Source organism: Pseudomonas sp. G(2018), assembly GCF_005502415.1.
Taxonomy (GTDB): Bacteria; Pseudomonadota; Gammaproteobacteria; order Pseudomonadales; family Pseudomonadaceae; genus Aquipseudomonas.
The window spans coordinates 253465-271627 of sequence record NZ_SCOO01000003.1 but is presented as its reverse complement, the minus strand read 5'-3'; the positions used below and the strand labels follow the sequence as shown (position 1 = coordinate 271627).

The window sequence follows — 18163 nt, the reverse complement described above, 5'->3', positions numbered from 1 at the left end:
CAAACTATAACTTTCAAGCAGGGAGATGTAGGGCGATGCAAGGCCACCCAGACGTTATCGATTACCTCAACACGTTGCTGACCGGCGAATTGGCCGCGCGTGACCAATATTTCGTTCATTCGCGGATGTATGAGGACTGGGGATTCACCAAGCTCTACGAACGAATCAATCACGAGATGGAAGAAGAAGCCGGGCACGCCGACGCGCTGATGCGCCGGATTCTGATGCTGGAAGGCACGCCGCGCATGCGTCCTGACGATCTCGATATCGGTACCACAGTGCCGGAGATGCTCGAAGCGGATCTGCGTCTGGAGTACAAGGTACGTGCCGCACTGTGTAAAGGCATCCAGCTATGCGAGCAGCACAAGGATTACGTCAGCCGCGAAATGCTGCGTGTACAGCTCCACGACACCGAAGAAGATCACACCTATTGGCTGGAAAAGCAGTTGGGCCTGATCAAGTTGATTGGTCTCGAGAACTACCTGCAATCTCACGCTTGATTCAGCGGCCTTCGTAACTGCAATTGCGAGCAAGCTTTGCTCCTACAGGCGGACACAAAAAAAGCCCCTGTCACTGATGAAGTGACAGGGGCTTTTTCATGGGCGGGAATCAGGCCCGGTCGCGTTCCAACAGTGGTTTGAGGTAATAACCGGTGTGAGATTGCTTCATCTCGGCGACTTCCTCCGGTGTACCGACGGCGATGATCTGACCGCCCTTGGAGCCGCCTTCCGGCCCCAAGTCCACCAGCCAGTCAGCGGTCTTGATCACATCCAGGTTGTGCTCGATCACCACCACCGTATTGCCGTGGTCGCGCAGTCGATGCAGCACGTCTAGCAATTGCTGGATATCGGCGAAGTGAAGACCGGTTGTAGGTTCGTCGAGGATATACAGGGTCTTGCCGGTATCACGCTTGGACAGCTCACGGGACAGCTTGACCCGCTGAGCCTCGCCCCCTGACAGGGTGGTCGCCGATTGCCCCAGCTTGATATAGGACAGGCCGACGTCCATCAGCGTCTGAAGCTTGCGCGCCAGGGCAGGCACAGCATCGAAAAACTCCCGGGCTTCCTCGATGGTCATCTCGAGGGTCTCGTGAATGCTCTTGCCCTTGTACTTGATCTCAAGGGTTTCACGGTTGTAGCGCTTGCTCTTGCAGACGTCGCAAGGCACATAGATGTCCGGCAGGAAGTGCATCTCCACCTTGATCAGGCCATCGCCCTGGCAGGCCTCGCAGCGGCCGCCCTTCACGTTGAAGGAAAAACGCCCGGGACCATAACCGCGGGAGCGGGATTCCGGCACGCCGGCGAACAGCTCGCGGATCGGCGTGAACAATCCGGTGTAGGTAGCCGGGTTGGAGCGTGGTGTGCGACCGATCGGGCTCTGGTCGATATCGACGACTTTATCCAGATGCTCCAGGCCCTTGATACTGTCGTGGGCAGCGGCTTCCAGCGTCGTAGCACCATTGAGCGCCGTGGCACTCAATGGAAACAGCGTGTTGTTGATCAGCGTCGATTTACCCGAGCCGGACACACCGGTCACGCAGGTCAGCAGGCCGATCGGAATATCCAGATCGACATTGCGCAAGTTGTTGCCGCGGGCGCCTTTGAGCGACAACGACAGCTTCTTGTTGCGCGGCGTACGTTTGGCCGGAACGGCGATTTTCACCCGGCCCGAGAGGTACTTGCCTGTGAGGGAATCCGGATGCGACATCACCTCGGCAGGCGTGCCTTCGGCAACGATATGCCCGCCATGGACGCCGGCACCCGGCCCGATATCCACCACGTAGTCAGCCAGGCGAATCGCATCTTCGTCGTGCTCGACCACGATTACCGTGTTGCCGATGTCTCGAAGGTGCTTGAGTGTGCCGAGCAACCGGTCGTTATCGCGCTGATGCAAGCCGATCGATGGTTCATCGAGAATGTACAGAACGCCAACCAGGCCGGCGCCGATCTGGCTGGCCAGACGAATGCGCTGAGCCTCGCCACCGGACAGCGTATCTGCGCTGCGATCCAGCGACAGATAGTCGAGGCCGACGTTGACCAGAAACTGCAGGCGTTCGCGGATTTCCTTGAGGATCTTGTCAGCAATCTCGCCACGGCGGCCGGTCATCTTCAGTTCACCGAAGTAATCGCAGGCATCGCCGATCGGCAGGTTGGTCACTGCCGGCAGGGTTTTCTCGCCGACCCATACGTGCCGTGCTTCCCGTCGCAGACGAGTGCCGCGGCAATCCGGGCAGGATTGGGTGCTGAGGAACTTGGCCAGTTCTTCGCGGACCGAAGCCGACTCGGTTTCGCGGTAGCGACGCTCCAGGTTCGGTACGATGCCTTCGAACGGGTGGGAACGTTTGACGATATCGCCACGGTCGTTCAGGTATTTGAAATCGACGTTTTGCGAGCCGCTGCCGTGCAGGATGTTCTTCTGCTGATCGGCTGGCAGTTCGTTGAACGGCACTTCCAGACTGAACTTGTAGTGGGACGCCAGCGAGCCGAGCATCTGGAAGTAATAGACGTTGCGCCGGTCCCAGCCCCGGATCGCCCCTTCGGCCAGGGTCAACTCACCGTTGACCAATCGCTTGATGTCGAAGAATTGTTTCACCCCCAGGCCATCGCAGGTCGGGCAGGCGCCGGCCGGGTTGTTGAAGGAAAACAGCTTTGGCTCGAGTTCACTGATCGCGTGGCCGCAAATCGGGCAGGCGAAGCGCGCGGAGAAGATCATCTCTTCCCCCGGCTCATCGTCCATCGGCGCCACCAATGCGATGCCGTCCGCCAACTTCAGCGCGGTCTCGAAGGATTCGGCCAGACGCTGTTGCAAGTCGGCGCGCACCTTGAAGCGGTCGACCACTACATCGATCGTGTGTTTCTTCTGTTTATCGAGCTTGGGCGCTTCGTCCAGTTCATAAAGCTTGCCATTGATTCGGGCACGTACGAAGCCTTGGGCGCGAAGCTCTTCGAAGACTGACAGATGTTCGCCTTTGCGCTCGCGGATGACCGGGGCCAGCAGCATCAGCTTGCTACCCTCCGGTTGGGCGAGGACCAGGTCGACCATCTGGCTGACGGTCTGCGCTTCCAGCGGAATGTCATGATCCGGGCAGCGCGGGATACCCACACGCGCATAGAGCAGACGCAGGTAGTCATAGATTTCAGTGATGGTGCCGACGGTCGAGCGCGGGTTGTGCGAGGTCGACTTCTGTTCGATGGAAATTGCTGGCGACAAGCCTTCGATGGTGTCGACGTCAGGTTTTTCCATCATCGACAGGAACTGGCGGGCGTAGGCCGACAGCGATTCGACATAGCGGCGCTGGCCTTCGGCATACAGTGTGTCGAAGGCCAGGGACGACTTGCCGGAGCCGGACAGGCCGGTGATGACGATCAGTTTGTCCCGTGGCAGGGTCAGGTCGATGTTCTTCAGGTTGTGGGTTCGGGCCCCACGAATCAGGATCTTGTCCAAAGTGGCCTCGCTCGGCGGGCGTCGAAAACGTAGGAGTATACGGCCAAATACTGGATGGATGCACACTATCGAATGATGACATTACGGGCTTTGATGAAAGGTCTTTCATCTGCACGCGGCAAAGCGTCGCGATATACCCTGCCAATCGATGGGACTGGTAGAATCGCCGCCGGTTCACATGAGGTTTTTCCATGCACGATCCCCACAGCGAACGCATGAGTGGCAGCGAGACCCGCGCGGCGAGCGGTCTGGCCCTGGTGTTCGCCTTCCGTATGCTTGGCATGTTCATGGTGTTGCCGGTCCTGGCGACTTATGGCATGGACTTGGCGGGAGCAACCCCGGCCCTGATCGGGCTGGCGATTGGCGCTTACGGCCTGACCCAGGCCATTTTCCAGATTCCTTTCGGCTTTATTTCCGACCGCATCGGCCGTCGCCCGGTGATTTACCTGGGCCTGGTCGTTTTTGCTCTCGGCAGCGTACTGGCGGCCAACTCCGATTCGATCTGGGGTGTGATCGCCGGACGCATCCTGCAAGGCGCCGGGGCGATTTCCGCCGCGGTCATGGCCCTGTTGTCGGACTTGACCCGTGAGCAGCACCGAACCAAGGCCATGGCCATGATTGGCATGACAATCGGCCTGTCGTTCGCTGTCGCGATGGTTGTCGGCCCCTTGCTCACGCGCGCTTTCGGCTTGTCCGGGTTGTTTCTCGCCACGGGCGGCATGGCATTGGTCGGCATTGTGATTGTGATGTTCATGGTGCCGCGCTCCACTGGCCCGTTGCAGCACCGAGAGTCCGGCGTTGCGCGCCAGGCGTTGATACCGATGCTAAAGCATCCGGACCTGCTGCGTCTGGACCTGGGCATTTTTGTATTGCACGCCATGTTGATGTCGAGCTTCGTTGCCTTGCCGCTGGCACTGGTGGAAAAGGCCGGATTGCCCAAGGAGCAGCATTGGTGGGTGTATCTGACTGCACTGCTGATTTCTTTCTTCGCCATGATCCCGTTCATTATCTATGGCGAGAAGCGACGCAAAATGAAACGAGTTCTGCTCGGCGCCGTCGTGACGCTGATGCTCACTGAGCTATTCTTCTGGCAGTTCGGCGACAGCTTGCGGGCTCTGGTGATCGGGACGGTGGTGTTTTTCACCGCGTTCAATCTACTGGAAGCTTCGCTGCCATCGCTGATCAGCAAGGTTTCACCGGCCGGCGGCAAAGGCACGGCGATGGGGGTTTACTCCACCAGCCAGTTCCTTGGATCGGCACTGGGCGGGATCCTCGGAGGCTGGTTGTTCCAGCACGGCGGTTTGTCGGTTGTGTTCCTGGGGGGCGCCGGTCTGGCTGCCCTCTGGCTGGTCTTTGCTGTTACCATGCGTGAACCACCCTACGTGACAAGCCTGCGCTTGCCATTGTCGCCCGAGGCGATCCGCGAAGCGGGTCTGGTCGAGCGCCTGAAGGCCGTCGTAGGGGTAACAGATGCAGTAATAGTCGCCGATGAGGCGGCCATTTACATCAAATTGGACACCGAACTATTGGATCGCACCACCCTTGAAAGCCTGGTGAACAACCCGGCCGGGGCAGCGTGCGTAGCCTAGGAGAACGTAATGGCCCGTGGGGTTAACAAAGTCATATTGGTCGGCACTTGCGGCCAGGATCCTGAAGTTCGCTACCTGCCGAACGGCAACGCCGTGACCAACCTGAGTCTGGCGACCAGCGAACAGTGGACCGACAAGCAAACCGGTCAGAAGGTCGAAAAGACTGAATGGCACCGAGTGTCGATGTTCGGCAAAGTCGCAGAAATCGCCGGCGAATACCTGCGTAAAGGTTCGCAGGTCTACATCGAAGGCAAGCTGCAGACCCGCGAGTGGGAAAAGGACGGTATCAAGCGTTACACCACCGAAATCGTGGTCGACATGCAAGGCACCATGCAACTGCTGGGCGGCCGTCCACAGCAGGGCGACCAGCAAGGCGGGGGCAATAACTACCAGCAGTCCGCGCCACGCCAGCAGGCTCCGCGTCCACAGCAGTCGGCGCCACAACAGTCGCGCCCGGCTCCACAGCAGGCCGCTCCACAGCCGGCTCCGGATTTCGACAGCTTTGATGATGATATTCCGTTCTAAAAAATAGCTTCGAGCCAAACAAGGCCCGGCATTCCGTAAGGATGCCGGGCTTTTTGTTGTCAGCGTTTCATCCGGGCGCCCGCTGCAAATGGCTGCAACTTGAGCAAGCTTGCGGGCTAATATGATGCTAATCGTCTATTCCTGACCGCGGGTTGCCCATGGACCGTCTGTCTACGTTGCTGTCCCAGTTCGGCGTGCGCGCGAACCTGTTCTTCAGCGGCAAGCTTTGTGGAATATCGTCATACGATGGCGCCGAACCGCGCGGTCATGTTCACCTGCTGCAGGCAGGCACCCTCACACTGAAAGTTCCGGGGGCGGGCGACATGCTGCTTGCCCGGCCCAGTCTGATTTTTCTGCCTCGTCCCAGCCGCCATCAACTGATCGCAGACGAGTCCGAGGGCGCCAAACTGTTGTGTGCGTTGCTGGAGTTTGACGGTGGCGCCAGTAACCCGATATCCGCATCGCTGCCCGATTTCCTGGTGTTGTCCCTGGACGAGTTGCCGCTGCTGGCCGATACGCTGAAATGGTTGTTCAGTGAAGCCGCGGGCGGACATTGCGGCAGGGAAGCAGTGCTTGATCGCTTGTTCGAACTGTTGATCATCCTGCTGCTCCGGCATCTGCTCGACCACCGTCAGTTGAGTACGGGAATGATGGCCGGACTGGCCGACTCGCGACTGTCCCGATCCCTGATACAGATGCACAACGCACCTCAACGACCCTGGTCAGTTGCAGAGTTGGCGAATGAGTCGAACATGTCCCGCGCCGCCTATGCGGTGCATTTTCGCTCCGTTCTGGGGCAAACACCGGCGGATTACCTGCTGAGTTGGCGGATCAGTCTGGCGCAGAAGCGCCTGCGTGAAGGACGACCGATCACGCTGATCGCTGACGAGGTTGGCTATGAAAGTCCTTCGGCGCTTGCCCGTGCGTTTCGGCGTAAAACAGGCTACAGCCCACGGGACTGGATGAAATCCCTGACGGGTGAGGGGAGTGAACTTCCTTGATGAGGTAGTCCGTTGTTTGAAACAGAAATGGAAAATGGCCTGAAACATCGAACTGTTTCAGGCCATTTTCATTGTGAAGTTGTCAGGTCAAGGTCTTTCCAACTTGGTCAGGGAGTGGCCGGCTACGAAGATGGAGGCGGCAAGCAATCCAAGGTCCTTGAGAAGGAATTGACCGGGCGCAACACTGATAGCCGGGAAGCCAAGACCAGGTTCAATCACGCCTGGCGTGGAGAACATGAAGCTTAGTGTCGTAATGAACAGCCCCGCAGACAACGCGCCCCCGATCAACGAAAGCTTCGGTGACAGCAGGCGACCGGCGATCAACAGACCGATCGAGACCTCAAGAACACCCAGCAGAGCGGAAAACAGATCCACGTTGAAGATGTTGTACACCCATCCCAGCAATGGGCTGTTACTCACCAGCGGAACCAGCCCTTCTGCTTCGTAGTGGGTGAACTTCATGCCGCCGAACCAGAAGTAGATAACGGCGAGGGCGAAGTAGATGCCGTAGGTGCCAAGCGCCATGGTGCTGACGCCGAGGGATGTTTTTTTCGACAAGCTGTCGGTGCTGATATTCATGGTGTTCATTGTTCAGGCTTCCAGTGAGTTTGGTTCAAAAGTTAAGTGCGTAAAACAACCAGGCAAACAGTTGGTGCGGTATCTCCTGAACCCCCGCGGTTTACGTTGGGAGTGGAGTTATTGTTGTCCGTGGCTTAACGCTTAAGGATTCTGGCGGTATTGCGTTCAATGCAGATCGTCCAAACCCACCGGCAAAAAAGCCCATGGCGTTCGAGGCCATGGGCTTTTTCATTTTTGCTCTGAATCAGCGGTTACTGAGCGTTCGCGAGAAACGCGTCGGTAGACACCACGTTGGCGTAGGCAAAACCCAGCGCAGACATGAACGCGGCGTGTACATGGGCTGCCGGAACGGTCAGGCCGTTGAACTCCAGGTCACGGGAGGCACAGGCGTCGTGGATCACCGTGACGCTGTAACCGAGGTCGTTGGCGGCGCGGGTGATGCCGTCGACGCACATGTGGCTCATGCTGCCGACAACCACCAGTTCCTTGATGCCTTGCTGGTCGAGGATGGACTGCAGTTCGGTTTCGCGGAACGAGTTGACGAAGTGCTTGAGTACCACCGGCTCATTGCCCTGGTTGAGGACTTTGGGGTGCAGCTTCGCGCCTTCGGAGCCGGGGGTGAAGAACGGTGCGGCGTCGGAAGTGAACTCGTGGCGGATGTGCACCACCGAATCACCGGCCTGGCGAAAGGCCTTGAGCAGGCGGACAGCGTTGTCCGCAGCGGCATCGGCGCCGACCAGTGGCCACTTGCCCTGGGGGAAGTAGTCGTTTTGGATATCGACTACGATGAGTGCTTGCTTGGCCATGACTGTTTCCTCGAAGTGCGGTTTGGGTGTGGAATGAAGTATTGGCTTTGGCAGGCCGTCCGGGGATTGGCCGCACCGACAATAAAAGGGGGAAAACTGACAATGGACGCACAAAGGGCAATCGCCGAATTGGGCGTGTTGATCTATCCCGGCGCGCAGATGGCGGCGGTGCATGGGTTGACTGATCTGTTCGGGGTGGCCAACCGGATCGCCGCCGAGCATCAGGTCACACACTTGCCACTGTTGCGGGTCAGCCACTGGCGAGTGGATGGCGATCAGCCGCCCGCCCGGGTCTACGACAGCCATCCCGCTGTGGACGGTGCACTGGTGGCGGTACTGATTCCGCCGTCGATTGCGGGGTTCTCCGAAGGTCAGGCACCGCAGGCGCTGATTCACTGGCTCAGGCAGCAACATGCCCAAGGTGCAACTCTGGGCGGCGTTTGTGTGGGCTCGATTCTGTTGGCCGAGAGCGGCCTGCTCGACGGTCGTAGCGCCACCACCCATTGGACCTCGGCCAAAGCCTTCGCCGAACGTTACCCGGCGATCAAGCTCAAGGCCGATACGCCCATCGTCGATGACGGTGACCTGATTACCACGGCGGGGCTGATGGCCTGGTCCGAACTGGGGCTGCGCCTGGTGGATCGCCTGCTGGGGCCAAGCATCGCCACCGGCACCGCGCGTTTTCTGGTGGTGGAACACAGCGACAGTGCCAGTGAATGTGGCAGCAACTTCGCGCCGATCCTCAGCCATGGCGATGCTTCGATACTCAAGGTGCAGCACTGGCTGCAAAGCACCGGCGCCACCGATGTGTCACTGACGGCAATGGCCGAACGGGCAGGGCTGGAGGAGCGCACGTTCCTGCGCCGCTTCCGCGCGGCGACCGGGCTCAAGCCCACGGAGTACTGCCAGCACCTGCGGGTCGGCAAGGCCCGGGAAATGCTTGAATTCACCAATGGCACCATCGATCACATTGCCTGGACCGTGGGCTATCAGGACCCAGGGGCGTTTCGCTCGACGTTCAAGAAAATCACCGGGCTGGCGCCGAGTGATTACCGGACGCGGTTTGGGGTGACACCTATCGCCGCATCGTTGCGGTCGTGAGGTCACCTTGAATCAACTGTGGGAGCGGGCATCGCCGGGTTTGAGTCGTGCAAAATGCCAGAGTCTTGAAGGTTGTCGTGCAGAATAAAACGACGCGCAGCCATCACAGATTATGTAACCGGCTGATTTGAATAGCGTTCCTCCTCTACCGCGGTTGGCCTGATCCCTGCACCCCTACAGCTACATTCATCCAGCACCGATTGAAGGGGGATGCATGACCCCAACAAACCGCAAGAAACTGGTGGTCGCCCATTCGGTGCACCCCGACGCGCCATTGCATGAAATCGAAACCAATCGCGCGCTGGCCAAGTGGCTGGCGCAAATCCTCGGGCTCAAGTTCGGTGGCAGTTACGACCGGGAGCGGCATCGCGGTCGAGACATTTACCTGCTGCCGACCCGAACGCTGGTGGGACCCGAAGCCGCGCGGCAACTGGGTATCAGGGGGCCGGAGGATTTGTGGGGCGGTTACGTCGAACATGACTTCATCTGCACCAAAGCCATCAGCCACGGCTTGTTGAACCGCCATGCCCATGCGCCGAAAGGCTGGGCAGCGCTGTTTTCCGAACGGGTACGCGGTGTCGTACTCGATGGCCTCAGCGTGTTCTCCCTTGACGATGCACGACCCGCAGCGGAGCATTTGCTTTACAGCGGACCGATCCGCCTCAAGCCGATTCACGCCTGCGCCGGGCGCGGTCAGGAAGTGATCAAAAGCCTCGACCAGTTCGACGAAATGCTCGCCCGGCCCGAGGTTAAAACCCTGTTCACCGAAGGTGTGGTGTTGGAGCAGGACCTGGATCAGGTGGTCACCCACAGCGTCGGCCAGAGTTTCATCGGCGATAAAGTGCTGAGTTACTGCGGTGAACAATACTTGACCAAGGACGCTGAAGGCGAAGAGGTCTATGGCGGCTCTGATTTGCTGGTGGTGCAGGGTGACTATCGCGACCTGTTGGCGCTGGATCTGCCTGATGACGTGCGTTTGGCAATCAAGCAGGCGCAGGTATTCGACAGCGCCGCGGATGAAGCCTATCCGGGTTTCTACGCCTCGCGGCGTAACTACGATATTGCCCAGGGCGTGGCCAGTGATGGCAAACACCGCAGTGGCGTACTCGAACAATCCTGGCGCATGGGCGGTGCCAGCAGCGCCGAAGTGGCCGCTTTGCAGAGCTTCGTCAATGACCCGCAAATGCGCGCGATCCGTGTGTCTTCGGTGGAAACCTACATTGACCAGCCGCTGCCGGCAGACGCCATCGAGGTGTATCGTGGTCCAGCGCAAAACAGTGATTTCCTGCTCAAGTACGTAACGGTCAAATCCTATGACGGCTAGAAGCGAAAGCATTCAAATCGACATCGATGATGAACAAATGAGCGGGACGTTTCTCAGTCCCAAATCGAAGGTCCCCGGCGTGTTGTTCGTGCACGGTTGGGGCGGCAGTCAGGAGCGGGACCTGGAGCGGGCCAAAGGCATCGCCGGCCTGGGTTGTGTCTGCCTGACTTTCGATCTGCGCGGGCATACCGGCGGCACCGGCATTCCGCTGACCCGGGTGACCCGTGAAGACAACCTGCGAGACCTGCTGGCGGCCTACGACCGCCTGCTTGCGCATCCGGCGCTGGATACCTCGGCGATTGCCGTGGTCGGCACCAGCTATGGCGGATACCTGGCTTCGATCCTTACATCGCTGCGCCCTGTGCGATGGCTGGCACTGAGGGTGCCGGCGCTGTATCGCGACGAACAATGGCACACGCCCAAGCGTGATCTGGACAAGCTCGATTTGCGCGATTACCGCAGCACGCTGGTTCGCGCCGACAGCAATCGGGCACTGCATGCCTGCTCGCAATTTACCGGCGATGTGTTATTGGTCCAGTCCGAAACCGATGACTACGTGCCCCAGGCGACCATCATGAGTTACCGCGCCGCCTGTCAGCAGACCCATTCGTTGACGCACCGCATTATCGACGGTGCCGATCATGCGCTGAACGATCCCGTTTCACAGCAGGCTTACACCTCAATCCTCGTGGGCTGGATCACGGAAATGGTGGTGGGTGAGCGGTTGAGCATTATTCAGTCCAAGTGATTTCTGGGGCGGTCTCTTGCCCGCGATGGCGTCCTTAAAACTCACACAAAGTCACTTGGGTTTCTTCGCAATCCGCAACGACTTGGCCTTGGCCTCCACCAGCAAATACATCACCAGGGTGATCAATAACGGCAACAGAAAATAAATCGCCCGATAAGCCAGCAACCCCGCCACCAGGCTGCCTCGCGATGCTTCGTGTTGCAGCAGTGCCACAAACACCGCTTCCAGCACGCCGAGCCCGGCCGGTATGTGGGTGATGACCCCGGCGATAGCGCTGATCAGCAGCACGCCCAGCACCAATGGGTAGTCGAGCTTGCTCGGCAGCAGGGTGAAGATGACCGCTGCCATCAGCGACCAGTTCAGCGCCCCGAGGGCCAGTTGCAGAATTGCCATGCGCAAGGACGGCAAGTTGATTTCCACGCCGCGTATCGACCATTCGCGACGTCTGGAGAACTGGCACGCCGCGAGATATCCCGCGCTCACCAGCAACAGCAACACGCCTACACCTTGCAGCGCGCCGCTGCTGAGCTTCCAGCCCGGGGGCATGCGTACCAGTCCACTGCTGAAGACTGCCCCGGCAATCACCATGTAGCCGAACCAGTTGGTGGCCAGGCTCAGGCCAAGGATTTTCGCGATGTTGCTTTTGCTCACGCCGAGCCGCGAATACAGCCGGTAACGCATGGCAATGCCGCCGACCCAGGCGCTCAGGTTGAGGTTGAAGGCATAACTGATGATCCCCACCGGCAGGATCTGTTTCCACGTCAGGTCCTGGCGGATGTAGGTGCGGCCGATCAGGTCGAAACAGGCGTAGACCAGAAAACTCGTCAGGGTCAGCCCGGCGGCGATGATCAGGGTGCGCACCTTGAAGTCGGCCAGGGTTTCGAGCACTTCGCCCCATTCGATGCGCTGGGCGAATATCGTCAACAGCACAATCAGCGCCAGGAAAAACAACATCGTCAGCGGTCTTTTCCAACGGCTCCAGCTGGATTTGGCCGAGTGGTCGGCGTGGGGCGCCGCATGGGTTTCAGTGCGGCTCATGCGGATCGCTCCCGGTCGGTGAGGTGAACGCTTTCAGGCGTGGTTTATGCGCCGGCAACCAACCGGCCCATGCCGGGAAATGCCGCAGAAAGTGGAACACCAGAAACCCCACGGTCATGTGCCAGACGCGCCCGCGTGGGGCTTCGTCCACCGACATGGCCTTGCAGTGGTTGTCGCTGAGTTCTTCGAGGCGATCAAACAGGTCACGATTGAACGCGCGATCGCGGATCAACACATTGGCTTCCAGGTTCATCGACAGGCTCAACGGGTCGAGGTTGCTGGAGCCGACCGTGCTCCAGTCCTCGTCCACCAGCGCAACCTTGCCGTGCAACGGGCGGTCGCAATACTCGTAGATATTCACCCCGGACTTGAGCAGGTAGTCGTAGGTCATGCGCGCGGCCAGTTTGGCCACCAGCATGTCGGGCTGGCCCTGCAGAATCAGACGCACATCAACACCGCGGCGGGCGGCGTTGCGGATCTCGCGCAGCAACCGGTAGCCCGGGAAAAAGTAAGCGTTGGCGATAACCACGCGCCGTTGCGCCGTGCGCAATACCTGGCGGTAAACCTCTTCGATGTCGGTCGAGTGTTCTGCGTTATCGCGATATACCAGCCGCACCTGGCCATCGTGATCGGTGACGGCCAGTTCCGACCGACGCTGCCGGCGCCGTTGCCACCAGTATTTGGCCCGCGCGGGACGACCGCATTGCAGCAGGGCAAAGTGATGAATGTCGGCCACCGCCGGGCCTTGCACTTCAACCGAATAATCCTGCTTGGCCTCGGGGCCGAAATCGGCCAGATGATCGGCGGAAAAGTTGATCCCGCCAATGAAGGCAACGGTCCCGTCCACGACCACTATCTTGCGATGCAGGCGGCGGAACCAGTTGGTGCGGATGCCCAGGCGCTTCGGCGCCGGGTCGAACATTTGCAAGTGCACACCGGCACCGCTGAGGGCGGTCAGATAACCGCTGCTCAGTTCGCCGCAGCCGAATCCGTCGAGGCTGGCGGTGACGCGCACGCCCCGTTGCGCGGCGTCGATGAGCACGGTCTTGAGTTCTTCGCCGACCTTGTCTTCGAACACGATGAAGGTTTCCAGGAGGATCTCGGTTTTGGCCTGGCGCATGGCCTCGAACACCCGGGGGAAGTAGGCCTCGCCGTTTTCAAGCAGTTCGACGCGGTTACTGCCTTGCCAGCGATACTCGATGTCGACCGGCGCGGGTGCGCTGGTCGGCGGTGCGGCAATCTGTTCCACGGTGGATTTTTCCATCGGCGAGGTGCTCATAGTTCGATCTCCACCGACAGCGGTGCGTGGTCCGACAGGTGCGACCAGGGCCGGGTGGTCAACACTTGTGGGCAGCTGGCCTTGAGGTTGCGTACGTAGATGCGGTCAAGTCGCAACGCCGGCAACCGTGCGGGAAAACTGCGCGCGGGTTTGCCGTGGTGCTCGGCGAACACTTCGCGCAATCCGCAGGGCTGGAGCAGGGCATCGGCGCGCAGGCGCCAGTCGTTGAAATCTCCGGCGACGACCACCGGTGCATCGTCTGGCAGCTCTTGCAGACGACGGGCCAGCAGTTTGAGTTGTTCGTTGCGGTGGCTTTCACACAGGCCCAGGTGGACGCAAATCGCATGCACCTCCGGGCCTTCGCCGGGCAGGCGCAAGACGCAATGCAGGATCCCGCGATTCTCGTGGCCGCTGATGGACACATCGAGGTTGTCGTGGCGCACGATCTGGAATTTCGACAGCAGCGCGTTGCCGTGATCGCCCGCCGGATACACTGCGTTGCGTCCGTAGGCGAATTGCGGCCACAGGGTGTCGGCGAGGAATTCGTACTGCGGCATCGCTGGCCAATTGTTGTAGCGCTTTGGATGCTGTTCGTGGGTGCCATGGACTTCCTGCAAAAACACCACATCGGCTGAAACACTGCGTACCGCTTCGCGCAGCTCCGGCAGGATGAAGCGCCGGTTCAACGCGGTAAAACCCTTGTGGGTGTTCACCGTCAGCACCGTGAAACGATGCACCATGGTGTCGATGGTGGCCTGCTCGTCGGTGACGCCGACCGGTTCGCGCATGCTCATGGCAATGCTCCTTCGACACCGTGCAGGCGCAGGTAGACGAAGTCACTGGTGATGTCTTCGCGATACGGCCATTTACCGGTGGTATCGGCGATCACCAGCGCCGTGTTGTAGCGCTTGAGCAGGCGGGCAAAGGCCGGATCGATGAAACTGCCGTGACGGTAGAAATCCCCCCGCCAGGGCGTGTAGCGCCAACCTGAAATACCGATGTGAATCGCCGTCATGTCGCCTCCCGTCCGAGTGCCCCATTCTTTTGCTGACTGCGGGGCGGCGGCGAAAGTTTCGGTGGGGCTACGGACGGTAGATTTTCACGAACCACCGCAGATCCAATGTGGGAGCGAGCAGGCTCGCTCCCACAGGGATTATCAGTGACTGGCGACTACACGGGTTGAGGATTCGGCATACACCGGCCCCAGCCGATCCAGGCGACCGCTCCACGCGGTCAGCGCCAGTGCCACCAGCACTACCAAACCACCGATCCATGCGGTATGGATCAAGCCCATGTGCGCAACGATCAAGCCACCACCCCACGCACCACCGGCAATCCCGAGGTTGAACGCGGCGATGTTCAGGCCGGAAGCTACGTCCACCGCATGGGGTGTGTGATGTTCGGCCTGACGCACTACATAAACCTGCAGCCCCGGCACATTGCCGAACGCCACGGCACCCCAGACCAGCACGGTGGCCAGTGCCAGCCATGGATTGCCAGCGGTGAAGGTCAGTACAAACAGCACGGCGGCGAGCAGGGCGAAGACGATTTTCAGCGCACTGATCGGGCCGCGTTTATCCGCCAGTTTACCGCCCCAGATGTTGCCGACGGCCACCGAGATGCCGTAGACCAGCAGCACCAGGCTGACGGTGCTGGCGCTGAAACCGGATATGTCCTGAAGGATCGGCGCCAGGAAGGTGAAGGCGATGAACGAGCCGCCGTAGCCAATGGCGGTCATGGCATACACCAGCAACAGCCGAGGCTGTTTGAGGACCTGCAACTGCTGCAACAGCGACGCGGGTTTGCTGTGGGCGATGTTTTTCGGCACATAGAGCAGGCTGCCGATGAAGGCGATCACGCCCAATGCCGACACCGCGAGGAAGGTTTCACGCCAGCCGAAATGCTGGCCGATGAAGGTGCCCAGCGGTACGCCGGTGACCAGTGCCACAGTGAGGCCGGTGAACATGATGGCGATCGCGCTGGCGGCTTTTTCCTTGGGCACTAGACTGGTGGCGATGGTCGAACCGATCGAGAAAAACACCCCGTGGGCCAGGCCGGTGACGATTCGCGCCAGGATCAGCGACTCGTAGCCCGGCGCTTTCCAGGCCAGCAGGTTGCCTAGGGTGAACAGCACCATCAGCGACAACAGCAGCAATTTGCGCGGGACTCTGCCGGTCAGGGCGGTCAATACCGGCGCGCCAACGGCGACACCCAGTGCGTACAGGCTGACCAGCAGGCCGGCGGACGGCAGGCTGACCCCGAGGTCGGCGCCGATGGTCGGTAACAGGCCAACGATGACGAACTCGGTCGTCCCGATGGCAAAAGCGCTGAGGGTCAGCGCGAGCAAGGCAATGGGCATGGCTGCAACTCCGGTGGATTGATGTGATGGAGCGCAGTGTCGGGGTTTGGGTTGTGCGGAAAAATATAGGGATAGGCATTTGATATTTGCGTAGCGGTCAAATATCGCCAACACAGTGCAATACCTGTGGCGGGGGAGCCACCACCGAACTTACCGGCCATTTCCCGATCAGTTCCTTACAGTCTCATCCAAGGGAGCGGATACGTTGATCAAGCTCAAGACTGCGATTTTAATGGGGGCGCTGCTGTTGATTGGCAGCGAGGAACTGGACGCGGCAGCCATCCCGGGCTTGCCGGCGGCCACCGCGACACCACTGGCCCATCCGCAACCGCTGGTGCAAGGCGGGTTGTTGGGCGCCATCAGTTCGAGCATCGATGAAGTACAGGAAAAACTCGATCTCAACGAAAACCTGGTCGACGCCTGGCGCCTGCGCGCCGACCGTGCAGCCGATGAAGTGGATCAACTGGTCAATCGTCCATCGGCCCGGTCGGCCTGGAGTGTGGCGGGGGATTTCCTGCTGCTGACCGCGGTGTGGGCAGGCGTCTTCGGTCTGCTTTGGATGTTCGGCAGGTTTTTGACCGAGCGTCTGTGCCGGCATCGCTTGCTGCTCAGTCGCGAGCGCGGCCAGGCATTGCTGGGCTACGTGTTGCCCTACAGCATTCCCGCGGTGATCAGCCTGCCGCTGACGATCTATGCCAGCCATTTTTTGCCCGTCTCGGCCGGCCGGGCAATGGCCTTGTGTTTTGCCTATGCCACCAGCAGCGGCATTTTCGCCGCGTCATTGGTGATGTCGCTGGTGGTGCTGTTCAATGCCGGTCACAAGCGCAGGGCGGTGCAGATCATTCGCCAGGACAGTCCGCGACCGCTGTTTCTGATCGGCTTTCTGGTCGCCCTGAGCGATGCCCTGACCACCCCGCAGATCGCTCATCAGCTGGGCAGTAACCTCACCAGCAGCATTGCGGTATTTACCGGTCTGGCGGCATCGATTTCGTTCGGCCTGCTGGTGTTCCGCCTGCGCCGTCCAGTGGCTCAGGTAATCCGCATTCTGCCGCTGGCCCAGCGGCGTTCGCAGCCGGCCCTGCGCGAAACCCTGCGGATTTTTTCCGGGCTCTGGTATTGGCCGATTCTGTTGATGGTGCTGGTTTCGATCATCAACCTGATCAGCATCAGCGAAGACAATCAGCAGGTATTGCGCAGTGCGCTGTTTACCACAGTGTTGCTGATTGCCACGGTGTTTCTGAGTACCACGTTGCATCACCTGTTCAAGTCGCGCAACGAAGTGGAGCTGCGCCGCAGCAGTGCCTACAAGGAACGCTTCCTGAACCTGTTCCACGCCTTGTTGCGCATCGCCATGGCCATCGTGTTCATTGATATTCTCGGGCGCATCTGGGGCGTATCGCTGTTTGAGTTCGCGGTGAGCAATTCGGTCGGACGGGCGATCAGCGACTCGCTGAGCCACATCGGCTTGATCTTCCTGATCACCTGGATGGTCTGGGTGGTGCTGGACACGGCGATCCAGGAAGCCCTGAAACCACCGGTCAACAAACGCTCGGCACGCCAACCCAGTACCCGGGTCAAGACCATCCTGCCGCTGCTGCGCAACGCGATCAAAATCATTCTGGTGGTGATCTGCGCGATCACCACCATGGCCAATCTGGGCATCAACGTGGCGCCTTTCCTGGCCGGTGCCGGTGTCGTGGGGCTGGCGATCGGCTTTGGTTCCCAGCAACTGGTGCAGGACGTCATCACCGGGTTGTTCATCATCATCGAAGACACCTTGTCCATCGGCGACTGGGTGGTGCTCGACTCCGGGCACGCCGGCACCGTCGAAGGCCTGACCATTCGTACCTTGCGCCTGCGTGACGGCAAGGGGTTTGTGCACTCGGTGCCGTTCGGCCAGATCAAGGCCGTGACCAACCAATCACGGCAGTTTGCCTATGCGTTCTTTTCGGTGCAGTTCACCTACGACACCGACGTCGACAAGGCCATCGAACTCATCCGCGAGGCGGGGCACTCCATCAGCGACGATCCCTTCCTCAGGTACAACCTGCAAGGGCCGCTGGATGTGTTCGGCGTCGACAAGATGGACCTCAACGGTGTGGTGCTGACGGCGCAGTTCCGCACGGTGTCGGGTGGGCAATATGCGGTGAGCCGGGCGTTCAACCAACGCTTGAAAAAGCTTGTGGATAACAGTCCATGGGTGCATTTCGCGCAGACTTATCCACAGCAGGTTTTGATGCCCAGGCAAGCGGAGCCGATGCACGATGGTGCGGCAGAGCCGGAGCACTCGGCAGTGTTGATGCCGGATCGGCCGCGCACTCAATGATGGGGTTTATCCGGGAGTTCTTGGTGGTTGTGCTGGCCTCTTCG

15 protein-coding genes and 1 pseudogene are annotated in these 18163 nt (G+C 59.9%); 8 read left to right on the top strand and 8 right to left on the bottom strand.

The genetic code is table 11. The features are described 5' to 3' along the window. The first annotated feature begins 35 nt into the window (after positions 1–35). The gene (bfr, locus tag FFS64_RS04795; protein ID WP_095197171.1) at positions 36–500 is read left to right on the top strand and encodes a bacterioferritin; all 465 of its coding nucleotides are present in this window, start codon (positions 36–38) and stop codon (positions 498–500) included. A gap of 109 nt (positions 501–609) precedes the next feature. Here the strand turns inward: bfr and uvrA are convergent, their stop codons facing one another. Continuing rightward, entirely contained in the window at positions 610–3444 is a 2835-nt protein-coding gene (uvrA, locus tag FFS64_RS04790; RefSeq protein WP_137804443.1) for an excinuclease ABC subunit UvrA, read from the bottom strand. Between the two features lie 191 nt (positions 3445–3635). On the opposite strand from uvrA, the gene FFS64_RS04785 reads away from it, so the two are divergent. From FFS64_RS04785 to FFS64_RS04775, 3 genes are all read left to right on the top strand, one after another. Further along, positions 3636–5033: an MFS transporter gene (locus FFS64_RS04785; protein ID WP_137804442.1), complete on the top strand. Its 1398-nt coding sequence runs from the start codon at positions 3636–3638 to the stop codon at positions 5031–5033. A 9-nt stretch (positions 5034–5042) separates the two neighbouring features. Next, complete coding sequence (locus FFS64_RS04780) at positions 5043–5558, top strand: single-stranded DNA-binding protein (protein ID WP_095197174.1); 516 nt, start codon at positions 5043–5045, stop codon at positions 5556–5558. 158 nt (positions 5559–5716) lie between these two features. Continuing rightward, positions 5717–6559 (top strand): AraC family transcriptional regulator, encoded by an 843-nt coding sequence (locus FFS64_RS04775; protein ID WP_137804441.1) that lies wholly within the window; start codon positions 5717–5719, stop codon positions 6557–6559. 87 nt (positions 6560–6646) lie between these two features. On the opposite strand, the gene FFS64_RS04770 is transcribed toward FFS64_RS04775, so the two are convergent. Both FFS64_RS04770 and FFS64_RS04765 read right to left on the bottom strand, forming a co-directional pair. Further along, entirely contained in the window at positions 6647–7147 is a 501-nt protein-coding gene (locus FFS64_RS04770) for a YkgB family protein (RefSeq protein WP_137804440.1), read from the bottom strand. A 242-nt stretch (positions 7148–7389) separates the two neighbouring features. Further along, entirely contained in the window at positions 7390–7944 is a 555-nt protein-coding gene (locus tag FFS64_RS04765; protein ID WP_137804439.1) for a cysteine hydrolase family protein, read from the bottom strand. Positions 7945–8046: 102 nt separating this feature from the next. On the opposite strand from FFS64_RS04765, the gene FFS64_RS04760 reads away from it, so the two are divergent. From FFS64_RS04760 to FFS64_RS04750, 3 genes are all read left to right on the top strand, one after another. Beyond that, on the top strand, positions 8047–9045 hold the full coding sequence (locus tag FFS64_RS04760; RefSeq protein ID WP_137804438.1) for a GlxA family transcriptional regulator: 999 nt from the start codon (positions 8047–8049) through the stop codon (positions 9043–9045). Between the two features lie 214 nt (positions 9046–9259). Then, entirely contained in the window at positions 9260–10369 is a 1110-nt protein-coding gene (locus FFS64_RS04755; protein WP_137804437.1) for a DUF3182 family protein, read from the top strand. After that, positions 10359–11117 carry a S9 family peptidase gene (locus tag FFS64_RS04750; protein WP_137804436.1) on the top strand — a complete coding sequence of 253 codons (759 nt, stop codon included), beginning with the start codon at positions 10359–10361 and terminating at the stop codon, positions 11115–11117. Before FFS64_RS04755 ends, FFS64_RS04750 begins: the two co-directional genes overlap by 11 nt. Positions 11118–11168: 51 nt before the next feature. Here FFS64_RS04750 and FFS64_RS04745 read toward each other — a convergent pair whose 3' ends face one another. The 5 genes and pseudogenes from FFS64_RS04745 to FFS64_RS04725 form a co-directional block, all read right to left on the bottom strand. Further along, on the bottom strand, positions 11169–12155 hold the full coding sequence (locus tag FFS64_RS04745) for a lysylphosphatidylglycerol synthase domain-containing protein (RefSeq protein WP_137804435.1): 987 nt from the start codon (positions 12153–12155) through the stop codon (positions 11169–11171). Continuing rightward, the gene (gene clsB / locus FFS64_RS04740; protein ID WP_137804434.1) at positions 12142–13434 is read right to left on the bottom strand and encodes a cardiolipin synthase ClsB; all 1293 of its coding nucleotides are present in this window, start codon (positions 13432–13434) and stop codon (positions 12142–12144) included. The genes FFS64_RS04745 and clsB overlap by 14 nt, the downstream gene beginning before the upstream one ends. Further along, positions 13431–14228, bottom strand: a complete 798-nt coding sequence (locus FFS64_RS04735) for an endonuclease/exonuclease/phosphatase family protein (protein ID WP_137804433.1) — start codon at positions 14226–14228, stop codon at positions 13431–13433. Before FFS64_RS04735 ends, clsB begins: the two co-directional genes overlap by 4 nt. An 11-nt stretch (positions 14229–14239) precedes the next feature. Next, positions 14240–14386: pseudogene (locus FFS64_RS04730) on the bottom strand (DUF72 domain-containing protein); the annotation flags it as partial. A 204-nt stretch (positions 14387–14590) separates the two neighbouring features. After that, on the bottom strand, positions 14591–15793 hold the full coding sequence (locus FFS64_RS04725; protein ID WP_137804432.1) for an MFS transporter: 1203 nt from the start codon (positions 15791–15793) through the stop codon (positions 14591–14593). Positions 15794–15998: 205 nt separating this feature from the next. Here FFS64_RS04725 and FFS64_RS04720 point away from each other — a divergent pair, with 205 nt between their 5' ends. Next, entirely contained in the window at positions 15999–18119 is a 2121-nt protein-coding gene (locus tag FFS64_RS04720; RefSeq protein ID WP_137804431.1) for a mechanosensitive ion channel family protein, read from the top strand. Positions 18120–18163 lie beyond the last annotated feature (44 nt).

What these genes read in the sequence shown, in the direction of transcription:
- FFS64_RS04760 (WP_137804438.1), top strand. Translation starts at nt 8,047, where the DNA reads ATGGACGCACAAAGGGCAATCGCCGAATTGGGCGTGTTGATCTATCCC.
- FFS64_RS04770 (WP_137804440.1), bottom strand. Translation starts at nt 7,147, where the DNA reads ATGAACACCATGAATATCAGCACCGACAGCTTGTCGAAAAAAACATCC.
- FFS64_RS04750 (WP_137804436.1), top strand. Translation starts at nt 10,359, where the DNA reads ATGACGGCTAGAAGCGAAAGCATTCAAATCGACATCGATGATGAACAA.
- FFS64_RS04765 (WP_137804439.1), bottom strand. Translation starts at nt 7,944, where the DNA reads ATGGCCAAGCAAGCACTCATCGTAGTCGATATCCAAAACGACTACTTC.
- clsB (WP_137804434.1), bottom strand. Translation starts at nt 13,434, where the DNA reads ATGAGCACCTCGCCGATGGAAAAATCCACCGTGGAACAGATTGCCGCA.
- FFS64_RS04755 (WP_137804437.1), top strand. Translation starts at nt 9,260, where the DNA reads ATGACCCCAACAAACCGCAAGAAACTGGTGGTCGCCCATTCGGTGCAC.
- bfr (WP_095197171.1), top strand. Translation starts at nt 36, where the DNA reads ATGCAAGGCCACCCAGACGTTATCGATTACCTCAACACGTTGCTGACC.
- FFS64_RS04775 (WP_137804441.1), top strand. Translation starts at nt 5,717, where the DNA reads ATGGACCGTCTGTCTACGTTGCTGTCCCAGTTCGGCGTGCGCGCGAAC.
- FFS64_RS04725 (WP_137804432.1), bottom strand. Translation starts at nt 15,793, where the DNA reads ATGCCCATTGCCTTGCTCGCGCTGACCCTCAGCGCTTTTGCCATCGGG.
- FFS64_RS04780 (WP_095197174.1), top strand. Translation starts at nt 5,043, where the DNA reads ATGGCCCGTGGGGTTAACAAAGTCATATTGGTCGGCACTTGCGGCCAG.
- FFS64_RS04745 (WP_137804435.1), bottom strand. Translation starts at nt 12,155, where the DNA reads ATGAGCCGCACTGAAACCCATGCGGCGCCCCACGCCGACCACTCGGCC.
- FFS64_RS04785 (WP_137804442.1), top strand. Translation starts at nt 3,636, where the DNA reads ATGCACGATCCCCACAGCGAACGCATGAGTGGCAGCGAGACCCGCGCG.
- FFS64_RS04735 (WP_137804433.1), bottom strand. Translation starts at nt 14,228, where the DNA reads ATGAGCATGCGCGAACCGGTCGGCGTCACCGACGAGCAGGCCACCATC.